Annotated in this window: 23 protein-coding genes; 18 read left to right on the plus strand and 5 right to left on the minus strand. The window is 44.6% G+C overall.

Translation table 11 applies throughout. The features are described from left to right. The first annotated feature begins 164 nt into the window (after positions 1-164). The 7 genes from BW931_RS02225 (at position 165) to BW931_RS02255 (ending at position 4,386) form a co-directional block, all read left to right on the plus strand. Positions 165-470 (plus strand): hypothetical protein, encoded by a 306-nt coding sequence (locus tag BW931_RS02225; protein ID WP_076569658.1) that lies wholly within the window; start codon positions 165-167, stop codon positions 468-470. A 224-nt stretch (positions 471-694) separates the two neighbouring features. Continuing rightward, positions 695-1,168 carry a Panacea domain-containing protein gene (locus tag BW931_RS02230; protein ID WP_076569660.1) on the plus strand — a complete coding sequence of 158 codons (474 nt, stop codon included), beginning with the start codon at positions 695-697 and terminating at the stop codon, positions 1,166-1,168. Next, the gene (locus BW931_RS02235) at positions 1,161-2,102 is read left to right on the plus strand and encodes a hypothetical protein (protein WP_076569662.1); all 942 of its coding nucleotides are present in this window, start codon (positions 1,161-1,163) and stop codon (positions 2,100-2,102) included. Before BW931_RS02230 ends, BW931_RS02235 begins: the two co-directional genes overlap by 8 nt. Positions 2,103-2,251: 149 nt before the next feature. After that, positions 2,252-3,205 (plus strand): DUF6602 domain-containing protein, encoded by a 954-nt coding sequence (locus BW931_RS13345; protein WP_143541854.1) that lies wholly within the window; start codon positions 2,252-2,254, stop codon positions 3,203-3,205. A 98-nt stretch (positions 3,206-3,303) separates the two neighbouring features. Continuing rightward, entirely contained in the window at positions 3,304-3,678 is a 375-nt protein-coding gene (locus BW931_RS02245; RefSeq protein WP_076569664.1) for a DUF2513 domain-containing protein, read from the plus strand. 112 nt (positions 3,679-3,790) lie between these two features. Then, on the plus strand, positions 3,791-4,009 hold the full coding sequence (locus tag BW931_RS02250) for a hypothetical protein (RefSeq protein ID WP_076569666.1): 219 nt from the start codon (positions 3,791-3,793) through the stop codon (positions 4,007-4,009). A 74-nt stretch (positions 4,010-4,083) separates the two neighbouring features. Then, positions 4,084-4,386, plus strand: a complete 303-nt coding sequence (locus BW931_RS02255) for a hypothetical protein (protein WP_076569668.1) — start codon at positions 4,084-4,086, stop codon at positions 4,384-4,386. A gap of 560 nt (positions 4,387-4,946) precedes the next feature. Here the strand turns inward: BW931_RS02255 and rpsD are convergent. Next, positions 4,947-5,549 (minus strand): 30S ribosomal protein S4, encoded by a 603-nt coding sequence (rpsD, locus tag BW931_RS02260; protein WP_008591480.1) that lies wholly within the window; start codon positions 5,547-5,549, stop codon positions 4,947-4,949. Positions 5,550-5,821: 272 nt separating this feature from the next. Beyond that, positions 5,822-6,301 carry a GAF domain-containing protein gene (locus BW931_RS02265; RefSeq protein ID WP_008591478.1) on the minus strand — a complete coding sequence of 160 codons (480 nt, stop codon included), beginning with the start codon at positions 6,299-6,301 and terminating at the stop codon, positions 5,822-5,824. Positions 6,302-6,394: 93 nt separating this feature from the next. Between BW931_RS02265 and refZ the strand changes: the two genes are divergently transcribed. Continuing rightward, positions 6,395-6,979, plus strand: coding sequence for a forespore capture DNA-binding protein RefZ (gene refZ, locus BW931_RS02270; protein WP_008591476.1), 585 nt, complete (start codon positions 6,395-6,397; stop codon positions 6,977-6,979). On the opposite strand, the gene hisJ is transcribed toward refZ, so the two are convergent. Further along, positions 6,957-7,754: a histidinol-phosphatase HisJ gene (gene hisJ, locus BW931_RS02275; protein ID WP_076569670.1), complete on the minus strand. Its 798-nt coding sequence runs from the start codon at positions 7,752-7,754 to the stop codon at positions 6,957-6,959. The genes refZ and hisJ overlap by 23 nt on opposite strands. 160 nt (positions 7,755-7,914) lie before the next feature. Between hisJ and BW931_RS02280 the strand changes: the two genes are divergently transcribed. The 4 genes from BW931_RS02280 to BW931_RS02295 all read left to right on the plus strand — a co-directional run bounded on the left by BW931_RS02280 (position 7,915) and on the right by BW931_RS02295 (position 13,814). After that, positions 7,915-9,603, plus strand: a complete 1,689-nt coding sequence (locus BW931_RS02280; RefSeq protein ID WP_076569672.1) for a septation ring formation regulator EzrA — start codon at positions 7,915-7,917, stop codon at positions 9,601-9,603. A 171-nt stretch (positions 9,604-9,774) separates the two neighbouring features. Next, positions 9,775-10,917: a cysteine desulfurase family protein gene (locus tag BW931_RS02285; protein WP_076569674.1), complete on the plus strand. Its 1,143-nt coding sequence runs from the start codon at positions 9,775-9,777 to the stop codon at positions 10,915-10,917. A 2-nt stretch (positions 10,918-10,919) separates the two neighbouring features. Beyond that, positions 10,920-12,128: a tRNA uracil 4-sulfurtransferase ThiI gene (gene thiI, locus BW931_RS02290; RefSeq protein WP_008591469.1), complete on the plus strand. Its 1,209-nt coding sequence runs from the start codon at positions 10,920-10,922 to the stop codon at positions 12,126-12,128. A 102-nt stretch (positions 12,129-12,230) separates the two neighbouring features. Then, positions 12,231-13,814, plus strand: a complete 1,584-nt coding sequence (locus BW931_RS02295) for an amidohydrolase (RefSeq protein ID WP_084193835.1) — start codon at positions 12,231-12,233, stop codon at positions 13,812-13,814. Between the two features lie 86 nt (positions 13,815-13,900). Here the strand turns inward: BW931_RS02295 and BW931_RS02300 are convergent, their stop codons facing one another. Beyond that, positions 13,901-14,704, minus strand: coding sequence for an NAD kinase (locus BW931_RS02300; RefSeq protein ID WP_076569676.1), 804 nt, complete (start codon positions 14,702-14,704; stop codon positions 13,901-13,903). 154 nt (positions 14,705-14,858) lie between these two features. Here BW931_RS02300 and BW931_RS02305 point away from each other — a divergent pair, with 154 nt between their 5' ends. Further along, positions 14,859-15,854, plus strand: coding sequence for a class I SAM-dependent methyltransferase (locus BW931_RS02305; RefSeq protein WP_076569678.1), 996 nt, complete (start codon positions 14,859-14,861; stop codon positions 15,852-15,854). Between the two features lie 121 nt (positions 15,855-15,975). Beyond that, positions 15,976-17,169, plus strand: a complete 1,194-nt coding sequence (locus BW931_RS02310; RefSeq protein WP_076569680.1) for an acetate kinase — start codon at positions 15,976-15,978, stop codon at positions 17,167-17,169. Positions 17,170-17,365: 196 nt separating this feature from the next. Here BW931_RS02310 and BW931_RS02315 read toward each other — a convergent pair whose 3' ends face one another. Continuing rightward, positions 17,366-17,821, minus strand: a complete 456-nt coding sequence (locus BW931_RS02315; RefSeq protein WP_008591460.1) for a universal stress protein — start codon at positions 17,819-17,821, stop codon at positions 17,366-17,368. Positions 17,822-18,030: 209 nt separating this feature from the next. Between BW931_RS02315 and BW931_RS02320 the strand changes: the two genes are divergently transcribed. The 4 genes from BW931_RS02320 (at position 18,031) to BW931_RS02335 (ending at position 20,366) form a co-directional block, all read left to right on the plus strand. After that, positions 18,031-18,543: a DUF4178 domain-containing protein gene (locus tag BW931_RS02320; protein ID WP_076569682.1), complete on the plus strand. Its 513-nt coding sequence runs from the start codon at positions 18,031-18,033 to the stop codon at positions 18,541-18,543. A gap of 13 nt (positions 18,544-18,556) precedes the next feature. Then, complete coding sequence (locus BW931_RS02325; RefSeq protein WP_076569684.1) at positions 18,557-19,228, plus strand: PspA/IM30 family protein; 672 nt, start codon at positions 18,557-18,559, stop codon at positions 19,226-19,228. Positions 19,229-19,297: 69 nt separating this feature from the next. Further along, positions 19,298-19,957 carry a DUF4247 domain-containing protein gene (locus tag BW931_RS02330; protein ID WP_076569686.1) on the plus strand — a complete coding sequence of 220 codons (660 nt, stop codon included), beginning with the start codon at positions 19,298-19,300 and terminating at the stop codon, positions 19,955-19,957. A gap of 13 nt (positions 19,958-19,970) precedes the next feature. After that, entirely contained in the window at positions 19,971-20,366 is a 396-nt protein-coding gene (locus tag BW931_RS02335) for a DUF350 domain-containing protein (RefSeq protein ID WP_076569688.1), read from the plus strand. Positions 20,367-20,390 lie beyond the last annotated feature (24 nt).

Consider the following 20,390-nt stretch of genomic DNA (forward strand, 5'->3'; position numbering starts at 1 on the left):
GTCCTTACAAAAAATGACCCCGGCTCAATACCGAGGTCATCTTATAGCAGCCTAGCACTTTTTATTAAACTGTCCATTTTCAGGGTTACAGTTCATTCAGGGCGGCTATTTTTTTGCAGGGATATGTATTTTTTTGTAGAAAACTTAGGTAAGGAGGGATTGCAATGACAATAGAGTTTAAAGTGTTTCGTAACGGAGGAGAAGTCGAAAACGATTTGTTCCATCAAGCTTATTTAAATCCGATTCTCGATTTTTTAACAGAACAGGGGATAGACTATACGGGAGCGAAATCTTGTGAAGATGCTCTGGAAATCACAAGGAATAAGGATATATCATTGATCTGTATTGACCCCACTAGCGTAACAGAATTTGATTCTACCCCTGGGATCATCACAGAATTCCTTCTGGAATACGAAGAAAATTTATATGAGAAGTTGAAACAGATAGCTGAAGAGTTAAATAAGAAGTGAAATAAGCTTAGAATTTCAAGCATCTTTTATTAGGGGGCGATTTTTCCTATGCATGAAAATTACTTAGGGAGAAAAACTACAAGAAACCTTCACACCTTGCATAAAATGAAGGAAAAGCTTTAGTTTTAGTTTCACATAAAACGAAAGGCACGTTGAGTTATGCTGTTTTTAGGGTATACAATAGTAAGGCCACTATACGTATAGTGGTTTAAGGAGGGGATAATATGGTATATAGAGCTATGACCATAGCTAATTATGTTGTCGAAAAGGCATCAGAATTAGGTAGGCCCGTAAGTAATCTACAGTTACAGAAAATACTCTATTATTTACAATTGCATTACCTAGGAAAAAAAGGGGAGCCTTTGTTGGCTGAACCTATTGAAAAATGGAAGTTTGGTCCGGTCATCCCGAATGTCTACCATGAGTTTAAACGCTTCGGTTCTTCACCAATCAGCTTTATGATTGAAGATGAGCTTTTCATGGAGGATGAGTTTGTCGATGATGAAGATGAAAAATTCATTGATGTTGTGGTAAATAACCTGTCCAATAAAGATGGGTTCTATTTAGTTAAAAAAACTCATCAGCATTCTCCTTGGAAAAGTGAAAAAGAAAAAATCCTGAAGGGTGCTCAAGGATTGAGTTATAGCCAGGAAGAGTTATTAGTAGCTTACAATGAGGATGGTTTAATAAATGTCTGAACAATTCTCATCCATCATCCATGACTATGAAAAACTGTCCGTCGAAGACTATTTTGATGAGAGTCAAAAGGTAGATGGGCTATATGCTCGTCTATCTTCTTTTTATGAGAATGATGGAAGGCATGAATATGTAACTGTTTCTCAACTCGTGTATAATACAGATGATCCAGAAGTTATAGATATGTACCTGCAGGTCGCAAAAGACTTTTTGGAAAATTCCACTAGGGATAATAAAGAAGAACAGGTACGTAAGTCTTTTGAAAAACTAATAGATCATTTTAATTTGGCAATAGCTCAAAAAGAATACATAAACGATCAACTCTCTCGTGTTGGAGATCTGAATGAGCGATTGAGTGAGTTGAAACGCCAGCAGGATAATGATTATAAAAAAAGAAAAAAAGATTACGAAGAGTTAAATCAACAAGTGAAGAAAATAGAGGATAATTCTTCAAACGTATATACTCAATTCGTTGCAATATTAGGTATTTTTACGACGATTATATTCGCATCTTTCGGTGGGTTGCAGATACTAAGGAACGTTCTCGAAAACATAGAAGGGGTGGCTACACACAAGTTGATTGTGTTCTCCAGTTTATCAATGGCCGGAATTGTGCTGCTATTATTTATTTTACTTAACGGGATAGCGAGACTCACCGGGAAGGACATTAGAAGTTGCAGGTGTCATACTGTAAATGGAGGCTGTCCGCATGGGATAGGAGAGAAACACCCTACGGTCGTTGTGTTCATGATAATCATGCTTTATCTGTTTGGTTCCGGGTTAAGTGGATTCGTGATACCATATCATAATTTTCTTACATCTGGATTTTTGGTTGCTGGCGTGATTATATTTCATGCAGCATTTCTTTCAGGATTGTGTCTAGTATATAAGGAATTGAGAAAAATGAAAGAAAATAAACCCGAACCTGTATCTTAAAAATAGATGCAGGTTTTTTATACACCATATCGGTTGAAGCACTATCTTTCAACTGTGGCTTCTTTTGTGAGCGGTTAATTTACTATAGGGCATTTCTTATGAAGGGAAAATGTTTACTTTTGTCGAAATTGTAGGCAGGAGGGGTTGAATTGAAAAACGAATTGCATGATTTTATTCAAGTTACAACTAATGAAATGGGAGAAGAATACAAACGAATACAAAAAAGAGCAAAAGAAGATCCTGGCACTGCCGGAGATCAAGGTGAAGAGAACTGGGCCACACTTTTCAGGGAATGGTTGCCCAATAGTTTTCAAGTAGTAACGAAAGGTAGGATTTTAAGTTCCGAAGGTGATGCCAGCCCGCAAGTGGATGTAATAGTATTAAGTCCAGACTATCCACAAAAGCTGCTAGATAAAAAACTATATCTAGCGGGAGGAGTGATTGCTGCATTCGAATGCAAAAATACTCTGAAAAAGAAAGACCTTGAAGAGGCTTTTTCAACTGCAAAAAAAGTCAAAAATCTAACTGAATCTCGTAATGGCACTCCTTATAAAGAGTTAAACAGTCCTATAATATATGGGGTTTTAGCACACTCTCATGTATGGAATAAAGATAAATCTACACCATTAGAAAATGTTGAAGAGGCTATTGATGAATCTACTAAGAGGATTACCTCTCATCCTAAAGAAATGATTGATGTCATTTGCATCTCCGATTTAGGTTGTTGGAATACAACTAAAATAACTTATATGGGGCCTAGCATTAATAACTGGAGTGAAGAACTTGAACGCATATATGGTTATAGGGAAGCAACTATTACTTCATATATTCAGCACTCCAAAGATTCTGAACATCAAAAAGAGTACTTTTCTCCAATAGGTACTCTGATTTGGAGTCTATTTTCTAAATTTGGATATGAAGATAAGGGTATTAGAAGGCTAGCAAACTACCTATCATCAGTAGATATAGAAGGTTCCGGTGTCGGAACTCAACACCATTGGGATTTTACTAAGGTGTTCTCTGAAGAAGTTCAGCAGCAAATTCGTTCAGGGAAGATTAGAAATCCTGGGAATTGGGATGAATGGAGTTTGAATTTCTCTTAGTATTTGAGCTATACACATTGTTTAGTTATGAATTTATCCATTGCATTATAGAAGGAAAATGTTCCCTTCTGTCGAAAAAGTGGGCAGGAGGGATAATTATGAAAAGAAATATTCAAGTGATCAAGTATGTATTGGAAGAGATTGAGAGTAAGCAGTCAAATGATTCTATTCAGTTCTCCCCGGACCAAAATGACCCCTATCCAGAGGATATGATTAATTATCATTTAAAACTTTTAGATGAAGGCGGTTATATTGATGCCGAAATCAAAGGACTTATGGGTGGAGGTCAGGTTAATCTCATACGGTCCATTACATGGGAAGGTCACGATTTGTTGGAGGCACTGAGGAATGATAAAGCCGTAGAAATGGCTGAAGAAAAAGCTGAAAAACAGGGTTCAAAACTAAGTGATTTACCGATAGAGGTAGTGAAATCACTGGCCATTGCATCTGCCAAACAGATGTTTGACTTATAGAAACACCTCTATGCTCAGTTTTTCGAAAACACAGAAAAGAATTGAATAAGCGATATTTAAGCTAGAAGCACCGTTTTTTATCGGAATCCTACGATGGGAGGGGGTGATATTGTTGTATAAAATTAAAGAAGTGAAGGTTTTAGAGGGAGTCGACACAGAGATGATTGAAAATGAAATTAACAGGTTCTTGAGTTCCAATGAAAACTTGGAAGTAATAGATATCAAGTACTCTACTTATGAAGCTGTCATTGATCCTTCATATCTGGAAGCAGGAGATGATGATAAAGAAATTCGGCATACAGCTTTGCTGCTAATTGGAGAAGAAGTATAGTTTTTCTAAAGCACTCCAACAGGGGTGCTTTTCCTATGCAGAGATTCCGATTCTGAAGTAAGGATTGTGATGAAATGATTGATATAAACGTAGACGAAGAGAAGCTCCAGGATGAAATACAGAAAAGAGTGAAGGAGGCTGTAGAATCGGCAGAGACAGATCTCGTGCTCTGGGACACGAAAGAGTTACGGAGGCGGACCTGCATGAGCTGGAATACCATCAAGGAACATTTCTTCTACGATCCACGCTGCCCGAAAATGAAGATCGGGGGCAAGTGTTATTTTCCTGCAGAAGAAATGAAAGCTTTCCTTATGGAGTGGGTTGAAGAACAAAAGAAGGTGTCACCGTGGGCCGTTCCTACGGATAAGAGGCCATAACCTTGTGGCTATAATGGAGTTGCATGAGGTCAAAACGCAAAATTGAGTTCTGATACATGGGGTGATTAGTAATAGCATCATCCCCCACTTTTGGGGAGTGATTTGAAATCACGTCTCCCTTCAAAATAGGGAAGTAGTTTCAACCTACACCCTTTGGATGGATCAGGCTCAGATGTGAGCCCGTAGGAGTAGGCAATTCCGGATTTGGAGAGCGCAATTATGCGCCATCCGATTCACTGAGCCGAGGTTTCGTCCGACTGTACCGAAAAGATTGATTAGTCAAAAAGGATAAACAGATATTGGATTATCCAGCTAGCCCGACCTAGATTAAATCTAGCCCGTTCCTGATTTGTGAAAGAGCCGCAAAACATTGATATAAAGCCTTTTATCCATGTGCCCACCCCGCGCAAATCTTGCCCATATTTTGCCCGTTTCCTGCCCGTTTGAGGGTCATTTTCGTGCATTTCTCTGCATGATAGAAGATAAAAGAAAAAGCCTGAAAACACTGGTATAACAGCATTTTCAAGGCTTTTTGTGTGTCTGTATTCATCCCGAATCGATTAACGGGAGTAGTACTCAACGATAAGAGCTTCGTTGATTTCGGATGTGAGTTCAGCGCGCTCTGGGAAGCGGGCGTAGGAACCTTCACGCTTCTCTTCGTCGAAAGTAAGATATTCCGGAACGAAGTTGTGAGATTCGATAGCATCTTCAACGATCGTCAAGTTCTGGGATTTTTCACGAAGACCGATCGCCTGACCAGGTACTACGCGGTAAGACGGGATGTCAACGCGACCGCCGTCGACTGTTACGTGACCGTGAGTTACAAGCTGACGAGCCTGTGGACGGGTACGTGCAAGACCGAGACGGTAAACGAGGTTATCAAGACGGGATTCAAGAAGGATCATGAAGTTTTCACCATGAACACCTTTCATTCTTCCTGCCTGTTCGAAAATGCGTTTGAATTGACGTTCAGTCAATCCGTACGCGAAACGGAGCTTCTGCTTCTCCTGAAGCTGAAGACCATACTCAGATTGCTTTCTGCGTTGTGTTGGACCGTGCTGGCCCGGAGCGTAAGGGCGTTTTTCAAGCTCTCTGCCTGTTCCGCTCAAAGAAATTCCATAGCGACGTGACTTTTTCCAAGTTGGACCTGTATAGCGTGCCATTGGGATTTCCTCCTTTGTCTATTTTATTTTGCATAAAATAAAAACAGTGTGTGTCCCTGCTTCACTGCGTATGATGTTTTCATGTACCATCGCCCCAGCAGCAAAGGGTTACTCGATACACCTCTTTACAAAGAGGAACAAAATACGAACAATGACGGTTCACGTAGGCTGCTGTTTATTTTACACAAAGGATATTGTACCTTGAACTGGCTGTTAAGTCAAGAGGGGTAGCGGGACAAAAATCTCCGCTGCCGGAACAGCGGAGATCTGTCTTAAATATATTGTTCGAGGATACTGACGAACTCGTTCAGATACTTTTCGTCCGTCTCATCAAAACGGTCGGTGCTCGGACTGTCGATATCCAGCACGCCGAAAACTTCGTCATCCTTCATGATAGGAACAACGATTTCCGACTGGCTGGCCGCATCACAGGCGATGTGTCCGGGGAAAGCATTGACGTCTTCCACCCGCTGAGTTTTCTGTTCGGACACGGCGGTACCGCACACACCTTTACCGGGCGTGATGCGCAGACAGGCAGGAAGCCCCTGGAATGGACCGAGGACAAGTTCTCCGTCCTCCATCATATAGAAGCCTACCCAGTTAACGTCGTCCAGAAATTCATTCAGAAGCGCCGAAGCGTTGGACAGATTGGCGATTACGTTCGGCTCACCATCAATCAGTGCCTTCAGCTGTTTTAAAACGAGACTGTAATTCTGTTCCTTCGTACCGTTATACGTGATAGATTGAAACATAGGGAATAAGCTCCTTTCAATTTTGAAAAAAATAATTGTGCAGGGATTTTCAGTATTTCAATAGAATAATATATTGCAGGAGAGGGGACGCTAATGATGAAAAACACGCACCCTACGAAAGAAAAAGTGATTCAGGCAGCAGGAACACTTTTTTATCAGAAAGGTTATCATGCGACTTCTGTGCGCGATATTGCCAAAGAAGCCCAAGTGAATATTTCTCTGATCAGTTACTACTTCAATGGTAAACAGGGGCTTTTCGAAACAATTGTCATCGATCATCTCGAAGCGAATCTGAAATTGCTCGAAGAGTCGCTGGGTGAACATTTTCTTACAATAGTTAAGAGAATTTTACACTATAAAATGGATAACTATCAACTGTCCTGTTTTGTCCATAGAGAAATGATGCTTGATTCGACGCTGCTCCGGGAACTGCTTGTTACTTATATAGCGAAGGAAGACTCTCTGTGGGCGAGTATATTGTTTCAGGCGGATGATATTTCCGATCTCCGTTATGGCCAGGAATTACAGCTTCTGCAAATGAAAGGGATGCTTCAGGCTCCTTTCACCGTCCCCTGGTATCAGAGAGGGGAAAGAAGCAGTACGGAAGCTAAACGCTATTTTATTGATAAGTATGTTGAAAACATCCGGCAGTGGTTCAAAGGAGATCCTGTCGAATAAGTTCTTTGCCGGCATTCATCCCTTTTGCTGTATGGGCATCTGAGCCGTATACAAGAGGGATGCCGGTCTCATGAGCCTTAAGAGCTATAAAGGAAGGGGGATAAGGTTCCGTGCAGTACTCCTTCATCATCCCCGCACCATTATAGTCAAGCTCCATGGTGCTGCTTTTTATAAGCGGAAGGCTCTCTTCCGCCATAGATTCCCATCCTTCCGGCGAGGGGTACAGGTGATGAAACTTCCTGATAAGAGTCATATGGCCGACCCGACCCGGTTTACAGGAACCGAGGTCTGCTGAAGCAGAGTGACGGATCTGCCGGAAATAAGCCGAATACAGCGAATGGATTCCGCCGAAGTCGTCAACTGCCTGCCGGAAAGCTTCAGGACTGTAATCGATACAATGCCAGAACGATTCTCCCTTCAGAAAGTGGACGGACAGGATACTATCCGAGAGATGAGGCCCATATTCATCAAGGAAGTCACGTATTTCCCGCTCATATCCCTGTATGTAATCGACTTCCAGGCCGGGGTGGATAGTTATGTCTGTCTTGTACAGATCTCTCACTTTATTCACCGTTTCCAGATAGTTTTCGAAGTCTTTCATGGACATGGCGCTGTCTTTACCGGGAACCGGGTCCTCGAAATTCGCCGGGAGGGGAGCGTGTTCCGTGAAGGAAATCGTCCTGTACCCGGAACGTAAAGCTTTTTCTACATATTTTTCAAACGAGTCCCTGCTTCCGTGTGGACAGAAGGGGCTGTGTATGTGACCGTCTCTCATTCGGATACATCCTTTCCGATAAAAACTTTTGATTTTACACCGGGAATTTTTTAATTATTTTAGCCAAAAGCATTAGATTAATGGTATCATAAAAGGTAATGAATCTGTAAGTTGTCGGTACTGAACGCAGGTTCCGTCATGTAGCCAGGAGGGATTTTGTATGAAGTATATAGTAGGTGTGATCGTAGTGATCATCGCCCTTATTATTGTCGGATTTATATGGAGAAAACGTGTGTATGATCAGATCGATCAGCTGGAAGGTTGGAAGCTGGATATCAGGGACCGCAATGTTTCTGAAGAGCTGAACAAAGTGAAACGGCTCAACTTGTCGGGAGAGACAGAAGAGCGTTTTGAATCATGGCGGGAGAGATGGGAAAGTATACTGACCCGGACGCTTCCCGAAATCGAGGATGACCTCTTTAAGATGGAAGAAGCCGTGGACAAATTCCACTTTCAGAAACTGAAAAAACAGAAAACCGCGACGGAAGATAAACTGGATAAAGTAGAAAACGAAATAAAAGAAATGATGGAAGAACTGAACAGCCTTCTTACTTCCGAAGAGAGCGCCAGGCAGGAAGCGGAGGAACTGCAGCCGGAACTCGATGCTTTGAAAAAGAGACTGATCAAGGACCGTTACGGTTACGGAGAGGCAGTGCACGTTTTCGAAGGCCGCATCGATAATACTCAGGAAAAGATACATCAGTTTGAGAAACTTTCCGAGGAAGGCAATTATCTGGAAGCCGAAGAACTGATAAGATCTGTCCGGACAGATGTAGACCAGCTGAAAGAGGAGACAGCCTCCTTCCCTGATGCGCTGAGAAAGTGCAAGAAAGAACTTCCGAAGCAATGTGAAGAACTACAGCAGGGAATACTTGAAATGAAGGATCAGGGGTACAGAATAGACCACTTGGGATTTGAGGAAGAATTACATAGATTCCAGGAAGACCTCCGATACTATGAAGAGAAAATGGAAGCCGGAGAGAGCATTGACTACAGTGACGTTTATACGATGGAAGCACGTATCACTGAAATGTATAACCAGCTGGAGGAAGAGGCGCTGGCTGTCCAGACGTTCGCGGAAAGATATGAAGCCTTCTCCGAGAGGTTAAGACAGATGACGTTCGGCATGCGTGAAGTTGAGGAAGAAGCGGAAATAGTGAAGCAGGCTTACCAATTCAGTGAAGAAGATATGGAAGCTCTCCAACAGGCCAAGAGTACTTTTTACGCTATCGTGCAGGCGGATGATGAGATGAGAACTCAGATGGATGATGGGGAGACACCTTTTACGAGACTGCTTTCACAATTGAACCAGGAAGAGGATAGACTGAATCTTCTTGATAAGGAAAAGGCTCACGTAGAAACGAGACTGGAAGATCTGAGAGAGGAAGAATGGAAAGCTAATGAAAGAATTGTGCTGATTGAACAGGATCTGAAAGAAATCAACAGAAAGCTCAGACGGAGCAATCTGCCCGGACTTCCCCGGGAAGTCGTCGACATTATCGAGAAGGCCCGTCTTGCCGTAGATGAGGCTTTCGGTACTCTTGAAGAGGTGCCGCTTGAGATGGACAGGGTTCACGAAAAGATAGATGAAGCCGAAGACGCGCTGCAGGTAGCTCATGAGAGATCCCGCGAAATTATGGAGCTCTCGCGACTGACAGAACGCCTGATTCAATACGGCAACAAATATCGTACTTCCCGTCCACTTGTAGCTGCGGAGCTAACGGAAGCAGAAAAAGAGTTCCGCATGACAGAGTACTCCCGGGCTTTTGAACGGACTTCCAAAGTCCTTGAAAAGATAGAACCCGGAGTAGTGGATCGCTTCCGTGAACAGGAAGAGGTAACGGTATAACAGAAAGCATATAGAACGATCGATTTGAAAAAGAGCCTGTCGGTAATTTGCCGGCAGGCTCTTTCAATGAGTAATAGAAAAGGAAAGCACGTGTCGTTTGAAGTGGAATTACCGAACGAGTTGTGTTAATATAACTCATTGCATTTATAGAGCGAAAGAAGGGAAACTACCGTGATTTATTTAGATAATAGTGCCACTACGCGTCCTTACGAAGGGGTTCTTGATACTTTCACCAGAACGGCTGAGCGATTTTATGCAAATTCTTCTTCCATTCATGCTTTAGGGGGAGAGGCTGAAAGACTGCTTGAGTCCTCGAGAGAACGGGTCCTTTCCTGGTTGGGAGTAAAGGAAGGGGCGGTCATTTTTACATCCGGGGGCACGGAGAGTAATAACCTCGCCGTCAAAGGCACAGCCCTCATGCATATGTCCCGCGGGAAGCACCTGGTGACGACAAGGGTGGAACATCCTTCCATCCTTGAAACGTTCCAATCTCTTGAATCTTTCGGTTTTGACGTCACTTATCTTGAAGTGGATGCCTATGGACGGGTGGATCCGGAAGATGTTCAGAAAGCAGTCAGGCAAGACACGATTCTTGTTAGTGTGATGTCCGTAAATAATGAAATGGGAACCGTGCAGCCTATAGAAGAAATAGCGGCGTTCTTGAGCAACTGGCCTAAAGTGTATTTTCATGTGGACCATGTGCAGGGCTTCGGAAAAGTCGATCTTCCTTTCCATGAAGCGGCAGTAGATATGTGTTCGCTCTCCGGTCACAAAATCCATGGCATGAAAGGAACCGGAGCACTTTATAAAAAAGATCATGTGCGTCTGTTTCCTCTTCAGCATGGCGGAGGTCAGGAAGACGGGGAACGGGCCGGTACGGAAAACCTGCCCGGAATCGTCGCTTTTACGAAAGCGATGCGTCTCATAAAAGAAGAACAGCAGGAAAAAGCACAGGAGCTGCAGAGACTTCGTAACTATGCGTATGAGGAGTTGGAGAAAATGGCCGGGGCTGTAGTCAACTCACCGAAACGTGGGGCTCCGCACATCCTCAATTTCTCACTTCCCGGTTATAAACCTGAAACGGTTATCCACTCTCTCGGCGAGCGGGGCATATATATTTCGACGAAGTCGGCCTGTTCTTCGAAGGAACCGGATAAGAGTTCAATTCTTGACGCTTGCGGGGTGAGCGGGGAAGCAGCATCTTCCGCCCTGCGGATCAGTTTGTCCTACAGTACGACGGAAACAGAAGTCAGGCAATTCATTACTGCGTTGAGCGAAGTGAAAGCCTCATTAATAAAAACGATGGAGGTATAAAAATGGAATTTGATCATATATTGATCCGTTTCGGTGAAATGGCTCTGAAAGGGAAAAATCGGAAACATTTTGAGCGCCAGCTGCTCGAAAACGTTCAGTTCCGTCTGGGGGAATTCCGGCGGGCGAAGGTAAAGAAAACGAGAGGGCGTATGTACGTACTGCTGAACGGAGAAGATGCAGAAGAAGTCATGAAAGCCTGCCAGCAGGTATTCGGTATTTACAGTCTCAGTTTCGCCATTCATACGGAAAACGAGCTGGAAAAATTGAAAGAAGCTGTACTTTCCGCAGTACAGGCGGAAAACGGGGCCCGGACGTTCAAAATTTCTGCCAAGCGGGCGGATAAATCCTTCCCTCTTACTTCGGAAGATCTCAACCCGGCACTTGGGGGGCATATCCTTAAAAATACGGAAGGATTGAGTGTGGATGTCCACCATCCGGACGTCGAATTGAAAGTGGAGATCCGACACGAAGGGGCTTATGTAACTTCGAAGGATTACCCGGGTGCAGGCGGTTTTCCGGTCGGTACTACAGGAAAAGCGATGATCATGCTTTCGGGAGGCATTGATTCTCCGGTAGCCGGCTATCTTACGATGAAACGGGGAGTGGAAATAGAGGCCGTCCACTTTTATTCCCCTCCTTACACGAACGAGCGTGCCAAGCAGAAGGTTCTGGATATCGCTCAGGAGCTTTCCCGGTACGGAAAACGTATTAAAGTGCACATCGTGCCGTTTACAGCCATCCAGCAGAAAATTCATAAAGATATCCCCGACAGCTACGGGATGACTATTACGCGCAGAATGATGCTGAAGATTACGGAAAAGGTAGCCAGACAGCAGGGGGCGCTGGCGATTACCACAGGCGAAAGCCTCGGCCAGGTAGCAAGCCAGACGATGGAAAGCATGAACACGATAAACGAAGTGACTGATTATCCGGTGATCAGACCTCTCGTGACGATGGACAAGCTTGAAATCATAAATATTGCGGAGAAGATCGATACGTATGATATCTCGATCCGTCCTTATGAAGACTGCTGTACTATTTTCGTTCCGAAAGAGCCGAAAACGAAACCGAATAGGGAAAAGACAGTAGCTATCGAACAGTCGGTAGATTTTTCCGGTTATATAGAAGAAGCAGTAGGGAATATAGAGACCATTCATATTAATGGAAAATCAGAGGGTCGGAAACAGGAAAGTTTTGCCGACTTATTTTAACGAGTGTCTGCCTGTCGGTTTTTCTGTTGTGAGGTATAGCGGGTGAAAAAGCCGGCAGGTGTTTTTTGGGGAAAAAGAAAACGGTTGCAGGAGGGGAAAGTGGTGGAACTTTGGTTCGGGGGAAAAATTTATACAATGATAAACGAAGGAGACTGGGTGGAAGCTGTAGTTGTGAGTGAAGGGCGGGTGATGGACACCGGGAGCACCAGTGAACTGTATGATAAGTACGGGGGAATGTTGAATGAACAGCATAATCTGAATGGCGGCATTATGTATCCCGGTTTTACGGACAGCCATTTACATATGATGATGCACGGGGAACGGCTTCTCAGGCTGGACCTGTCATTTATGAAATCAAAGGAAGAGGTTCTCCGTGCTCTGAAACAGTATGCGGATAATACGTCTCCGGGAGAGTGGATCGTAGGAGAAGGATTCAATGAAAATCAGTGGGAGGAAAACGGACTCATCCATAAGTCTGAACTGGATGAAGTGACCGGAGAACATCCGGCCATCATTACGAGAGTCTGCCGCCATGCGCTGGTTGCGAATTCCGAAGCTGTCAGACTCGCAGGAGTAACGAAAGAGTCTCCTGACCCGCAGGGAGGGAGAATCGGGAAGGACGAGCGCGGAGTAACTGGTGTTTTTCATGACGAGGCTCAGGAACTCATTAAGCAACAGATGCCGGGCGTATCATCGGACTATCTCGAAAAGGCGCTTACGGCAGCGATAGAAGATATGTATGCCCGCGGTCTTACAGGCGGACATACAGAGGATCTGTATTATTATGGAGGTTTTCTTAAAACATACCGCGTTTTCCGCAAGGTCATACATGAAAGAGGAAAGAAGTTCCGCACTAATCTTCTCGTCCACCATAAAGCAGCAGACGAAATGGAAGAAGCGGGGCTCGCTTTCGGGGACGGGGCGCCCTTTACAGAACTTGGAGCTATGAAAATATTTTCTGACGGGGCTTTAGGGGGCCGTACCGCTCTTCTGAATGCTCCATATGAAGATGACCCGTCGAACCGGGGCGTGGCTATCCACAGCGATGAAGATCTCGATGATCTTTTCAAAAAAGCAAGAGCAAAGGCGATGCCCGTAGCTGTTCATGCTATCGGAGACGGGGCGGTAAAAGCCGTACTTGAAAGAATGGAACGGTTTCCACTGAAAAATGGGCACAGAGACCGGATTATCCATGCGCAGATTCTGGACGGGGAGCTGATTGCCCGTCTGCAGAAATTACCTGTAGTGCTCGACATACAGCCTTCTTTTGTTGCTTCCGATTTTCCGTGGGTGATAGAGAGAATTGGCGAAAAAAGGATGGAGTATGCCTATGCCTGGAAAACCCTTTACGATAAAGGCGTCCTCCTTGCAGGAGGGTCCGATGCTCCCATCGAAGAAGTGAATCCGCTGCTTGGTATCCGGGCGGCTGTAGACAGGAGGGCGACCCTCGATTTTCAGGTATACGGGGAAGAAGAAAAACTGTCGATGTACGAAGCGATATCTCTGTATACGAAGGGAAGTGCCCATGCAGTCAGCAGAGAAGAGGAGCAGGGAATGATCCGTGCGGGGTATGTGGCTGATTTTACCGTGCTGGACCGTAATCTCTTCTCATCAGCCGGCCACGAGGTCGCCGATGCGGTCGTTATGATGACGGTAGTCGACGGAGAGATTATGTACGAAAAATAATGAAAAGAGATCGAGCAAAACAAAGAGCCGGTCAACACTGACCGGCTCTTTGTATTATATCTTCGTTCCGGGCGTTTTCAGTAATGTTACAGAAAAGTACGCTGTACCCGGTGCCAGAAGGAGTTACTTTTCAATTTGACGGTTTTCACCAGTTTATCACTCAAAGAAATATCGATATACCGGATGTTTCTGATAGAGTAGGCTTCGTTGTCCATTCCGATAATAGGGAAGTCATTCCCGTCCTGACGTACGTCAAGACGCAACTTACGCTCTTTACCGAGAATGAAGGAAGAGTCCAGAGTACGAAAGCGGTTGTTGTTAAGCGATGCCAGTTCACTCACCTGCATAGAAGGGAGGAGAGGATCCACGACAGCCCCTTTGGTTGATTTATTGTAGCCTGTACTTCCAGTCGGTGTAGAGACGATCAGTCCGTCCCCGCGGAAGTGTTCAAAGTGAAGGTCATCAATGTGTACGTCGATGTCGATCGTTTTTATTAACGAGGAACGTACGCTGCATTCGTTCAGACAGAGAAAGGTCGATTCATTATTCACTTTAGCTTCAATCAGAGGGAATCTCCTTACTTCAATTTCATCATTCATCATATAGGTGACCATCTGTTCGTAATTATCCAGGCTGAAGTCACAATAGAGTCCGGCTTCGTCCCCCTCTTTAACTCCTAGGTAAAGACAGTCCTGGCGGAAACCGGTTTTCCGGACGGATTGAAGGAAAGCCCCGTCTCCTCCTACAGAAATAATGATGTTCGCATCGTTGTAATCTTCCACAATAGTGAAATTATTATCAACAGCCAGCTGTTTCAAAGGTTGTACTTTCTCATCCTTTTCTTTGCTGGGTGTATAATAGAAATATAGATTTCTTCTTTGATTTGACATAAAACCACCTCTTTTGAATTTATCCACCCCCATTTTACCACAGTTATTTCAGTTTATACTTCTTAGAAAGGTCCGCATTTGAAAAGATAGTGCACTTTCGATATTGTATATGAAGGTAGCTAATGAAGCCTCAATTGTTTAGGAGGAACGACATATGGATCAGCAAAACGTAGAGAAACTGTTTACTCAGATAGATGAAATGGCCACTGCTATTTCGGAGGGTCTGAACATTACGTACCTGGAAGGCGTTACCGAGGCGCTCGATATTTTATATCAGGGTCAGGTCTTCGAAGATTATCCTGAGAAGCTCCAGGTGGACATTCGGAACAAGTGGCTCGGTTTCAATAAGAACAATTATGAAAACGAAGAGATCAGAAAAGCCATACAGCTGGCTACGCTCAAAGGGATGAAAGGCGTCACGCAGCAGCAGCACCTTCTTACCCCGGATGCAGTAGCCACTTTTATCGGTTTTTTGACAGGGAAACTTACAGAGTTTCATCAGGGAAGTGTCAGACTTTTTGATCCGGTCTGTGGCAGTGGCAACTTGCTGACCGCCATTTTGAACGGTACGGATAAAGATATCGTCCCATACGGCAGTGAAGTGGATGATTCTCTCATTCAACTCGCTGTCGTCCAGGCGAACCTTCAAAAGCATAATATCGAATTTTTTCATCAGGACAGTCTTCAGCCCTTTCTGCTTGAACCCGTCGATATCGTAACGGCAGATCTTCCGGTAGGATATTACCCGGACGACGCCCAGGCGGAAAAATACGAACTGAAAGCCGGGGAAGGACACTCCTACGCTCATCACCTGCTGATTGAACAGAGTCTCACGTATTTGAAAGAGGGAGGATACGGCATCTTCGTCGTACCCAACTTCCTGTTTGAAAGTGATCAGGCACAGCAGCTGCAGAGGTATCTGCGCGATCACGCACATATCATCGGAATGCTGCAGCTGCCGGAAGATCTGTTTAAGAAAGAAAAATTCGCCAGGAGTGTGTTTATCGTCCAGAAGAAACAAGAAGGCACAAAACCGCCGAAGCAGGCTCTTCTCGTTAAACTCCCATCTTTTTCGAGCCCGGAGAAAACATCGAATGTCATCTCCCAGGTAAACGACTGGTTCAGTGATTATCACAGCGGGAAATTGTAAGAAAATATAGAATATAACACGAAAACGTTCCCATTGATTGTTATCCTTGAAAACAGGAATGACGGGTGGTTAAATGTATTTGTTATAAGTATAGAACCTATATTTAAGGGGATGAACAACGTTGAATAAAGTTTTAGCTATAAACGCCGGAAGTTCTTCATTGAAGTTCCAGCTTATTGAAATGCCGGAGGAGAAAGTCAATGCAAAAGGTGTCATGGAACGGATCGGATTAAATGACTCCATCTTTAATATCGAGACTGTGGACGGAGAAGATAAAAAGGTGGAGGAAATCGCCGATCACCAGCAGGCCGTGGATCTGCTTTTAAGTACATTGACCTCAAAAGGCATCATAGATTCTCTGGATGATATCGATGGGGTCGGTCACCGGGTAGTGCACGGAGGGGAGAAATTCAGCGATTCGGCTCTCGTAACGGAGGAAGTAATAGAGGCCATCGAAGAAGTGTCTGAACTTGCACCTCTTCATAACCCGGCCAACCTGACCGGAATACGGGCTTTCCGTAAGGTGATGCCGAACGTGCCTCACGTGGCAGTGTTCGACACAGCTTTCCACCAGTCGATGCCGGAAGAGTCCTACCTGTACAGCCTGCCTTATGAGTATTATGAGAATTACGGGATAAGGAAATACGGTTTCCACGGGACTTCCCATAAATATGTATCCCAGCATGCGGCGCAGATGCTCGGCCGTCCTGTTGAGCAGCTTCGACTCATCTCCTGCCACCTCGGGAACGGAGCGAGTATTGCGGCAATCGAAGGCGGGAAATCGATTGATACTTCCATGGGTTTCACTCCGCTTGCCGGTGTCACTATGGGGACGAGGTCCGGAAACATCGACCCGGCTCTCATACCTTTCATTATGGAAAAAACAGGAAAAACAGCTGATGAAGTAATGAGCGTCCTCAACAAGGAAAGCGGGATGCTGGCCCTTTCAGGTTTTTCCAGTGACCTCAGGGATATTGAACAGAAAGCGGGAGAAGGGGATGAACGGGCCCAGCTGGCTCTTCAGGTTTTCGCTGACCGTATCCACAAATATATAGGTTCCTACGCATCCCGGATGCACGGTGTGGACGGCATTATTTTTACTGCCGGTGTCGGGGAAAACAGTATTTCAATACGGGAACGTATATTGAAGGGCCTTGAATTTATGGGGGTATACTGGGATCCTTCCCTTAATAACGTCCGCGGAAAAGATGCTTTCGTAAACTATCCTCATTCTCCCGTAAAAGTTATGGTCGTTCCTACGAACGAAGAAGTCATGATAGCGAGAGATACAGTCGAAAAAGGGTTGAAAGACTGAATCACCCCTCTTTCCGTCTCCTTTCCAAAAAAATATAATTCAAAAAAGAGTGATGTCCTTCAATTTATAAAAGGACATCACTCTTTATTTTCTGACAGCGGAGAGAATAGAGTCATACACATAAAAAAATCGGGGGGAGTGGTTTTCACCATTCCCTCCGTTTTTTCATGTTCTTTTTTTCAACGGAGAATTAACTTCATGAATCGGCCTGGGCACTGTCGCGTACTACAAGAACATCGCATTTCGCAGTTCTCGTAATGTGCTCGGACACGCTTCCGATAAAGAAACGTTCCATGGCGTTTAAGCCGGTAGCACCGCAGATGATCAGGTCGGCATTGTATTTAGGAGCGATTTCTTTGGTGAGTTTCACTTTTGGAGAGCCGTATTCAATCTCGATTTCGATGCTGTCGAGTCCTGCATCCTGGGCCTGCTTTTTGTAGTCTTCCAGAATTTCATAAGCATGTTTCTCCGCTCTCATAGCCAGCGAACGGTCGTACGCTTCTACCGTGGCAAAAGCTCTGGTATCCACAATGTGAGACAGAATGATAGTGGCATTATTCCTGTTGGCGATGTCCACCGCTTTATGAAACGCTTTTTCCGCTGTCTCCGAACCGTCTACCGCTACTACAATGTTTTTGTATTCAAAAGTCATACTATCCACTCCTTTCTCTTTCTATTATACATATACCACGCGGAGCTGTATATTAGACGTGAAACCGTTTCAATTATGTGAAAAAGCGGTGAACTTTTGTGTTGCGCGCAAAAAGGGTATACTTGAAGAAGAAAAAAATTACTTTTTGAAACCTTTGCCGAAGCAATTCGTAAATAAAGGGTACAAGGTCATGAAAAGGAGAGAGCTGTGTGGGTTTTTTAAAACGATTATTTTCGAAAACGAAAAAAACACCTGAAGCGGTAGAGGAGCGGAATGCTTTGAACCTCGAGGTAGGGGACATCGTTACGTATGACCTTGCGGATTACGAAGTGGTCGGTAAACTGACATACCGTGACGGCAGTTATGAATGGTACAGTTATCAACTTCTCGAAGGCAGAAATACAAAGTGGTTATCTTCCGAGATGGACGAAGAACTCGAACTGGGAATGTTTGAGAAAGTTCATTTGCCCGTGGATACTCCCTACCCTGCTAAACTGGAATATGATGGTCTTACCTATCATAAGAAGGAAGAAGGGGTGGCGAAAGTCATCGGAGAGGGAAGAAGCAGCAACCTTCAGGGAGAATCGGTCCGTTACGGGGATTACCTTGCCGATGACGAAGAGCATATGCTCAGTCTGGAAGCCTGGGGCACGGAAGTTGAAGTAAGTGCCGGAACACCCCTGCAGGAGTATGAACTGAAGATTATAGCAGGAACAAAATAAGGAGGAGATTTATATGTTTAAATTTTTTAATCGCGTAAAGACGGTAGTAGGTTCCGAACTGAATTCCATGCTTGATAAAGCGGAAGATCCGGTAAAAATGCTCGATCAGTTTATGCGGGATATGGATAATGACATCCGGGAGGCTGAAAGTGCAGTAGCTAAGCAGATTGCCAACGAAAAGATGCTTAAGCGCAAGTACGATGATGCTCAGGCTATGGTAGACAAGCGGATGAAGCAGGCCGAAAAGGCGCTGGAGTCTGAGGATGAAGACCTGGCCCGTCGTGCCATCGAAGACAAAAACAGTCATCAGGAACAGGCGGATCAGCTGAAAGAATCATATGACCGTGCGAAGAAAGATTCTGAACAGCTTCGTACGAAACTGGATGAAATGAAGAAAGAATACCAGGAAATGAAACTTAAAAAAGACTCCCTGCAAGCAAGAGCGGAGTCGGCAAAAACCCGTACGAAGATGAACCGTACTATGTCTGATATCGGTAATGATGAATCCAAACAGGGATTCGAACGGATGGAAGAGAAAGTTATGCAGCATGAAGCGGAAGCGGAAACGAGCGAAGACCTCCGTTCCGAAAGCCGTTCTCTTGATGATGAATTCGAGGAGCTCGGAAAAGACGATAAAGTTGACGACGAGCTGGCTGCCATGAAGAAAAAAATGAATAAAGAATAATAAAGGTTTCTTACAAGCCTGGCGTTGCCGGGCTTGTAGTTTTACTTTCCAGGGGAAGGAGGAACATCCGTGAGAGACATAGGGAGCGTCGTGTTATTTTCGATTTTTGCAGCTTTTATCGCCTTTTTTATTTTTGACAGTGGGGATGGTGCCGATAACGGCATGTCCGGTACATATAATGAACAGTCCTATGAGTCATTACCCGAAGAGCCGACGCGTGGAGAAATCGAAGACAGCCTGGATGGGCAGTCCTATACTTCCGTTGAAACGATGATCGAGGAGACTTTTCCTCAGCTTGATACCGTCCAGACGGACCGGGGCCGTTCGGAAATTTACATGACGAGTGAGTATAATCTCCGGGAAGTGGAAGAGCTGATTGTGGAGGAAGTAAAGCCTGAGGATACCGGTGATAGACAGGGTGACAAACAGGCATTGATTTATCCTGATAATTTTGTCATATTGAAAGAGAGTGAAGAAGAGGCAGGTCTGATTCTCATTGAACTTGCCGAGAAAGAATTTGTACAGAATAATTATTCCCCTTCCTTTTTCGAGGGGATGCTTGCGTACGCTTTGCTGAACCAGGCCTTTGGTACGAACGACTGGAGGAGTACACAGAGAGACAGATGTGACAATGGAGGCTGCTACGGTGGGTATTCAATGTACGGCGGCAATAGCGGGTCGTTCAGAGGATCTTCTACAAGAGGTGGAGGACCGAGTGTAGGAAAATAAAAGGAGGGAAAGTATGGAACCATTACTTGCAACATTAGGATATTTCCTTATTGCGGTTGCAGTTGTTCTTGCAGGTCTTGCAATATTCGAAGTATTGACGAAGAAGTATAAAGACTGGGATGAAGTAAGTGCCGGAAACCAGGCGGTGGCAATGTCCATCTCAGGTAAGATTATCGGGATCTGTATTGTGCTTTCGTTTGCCATTTACCACAGCTTCACAGTGGTGGACACATTAATTTGGGGAGGAGTGGGCGTACTTCTGCAGATGGTAGCCTATCTTCTGTTTGAACTGCTCACCCGTAAGTTTTCTGTGGAGGACAAACTGAAGGAGAATAACACAGCCGTCGGTATTATTTCGATGGGTGTATCGATAGGTCTCGCTTTCGTCATCGGAGCTTCGATTACATAAGGTGGAAAGCACTCTCCGTGGGGA

Origin of the sequence: Salimicrobium salexigens (genome assembly GCF_900156705.1) — a bacterium.
Taxonomy (GTDB): Bacteria; Bacillota; Bacilli; order Bacillales; family Halobacillaceae; genus Salimicrobium; species Salimicrobium album.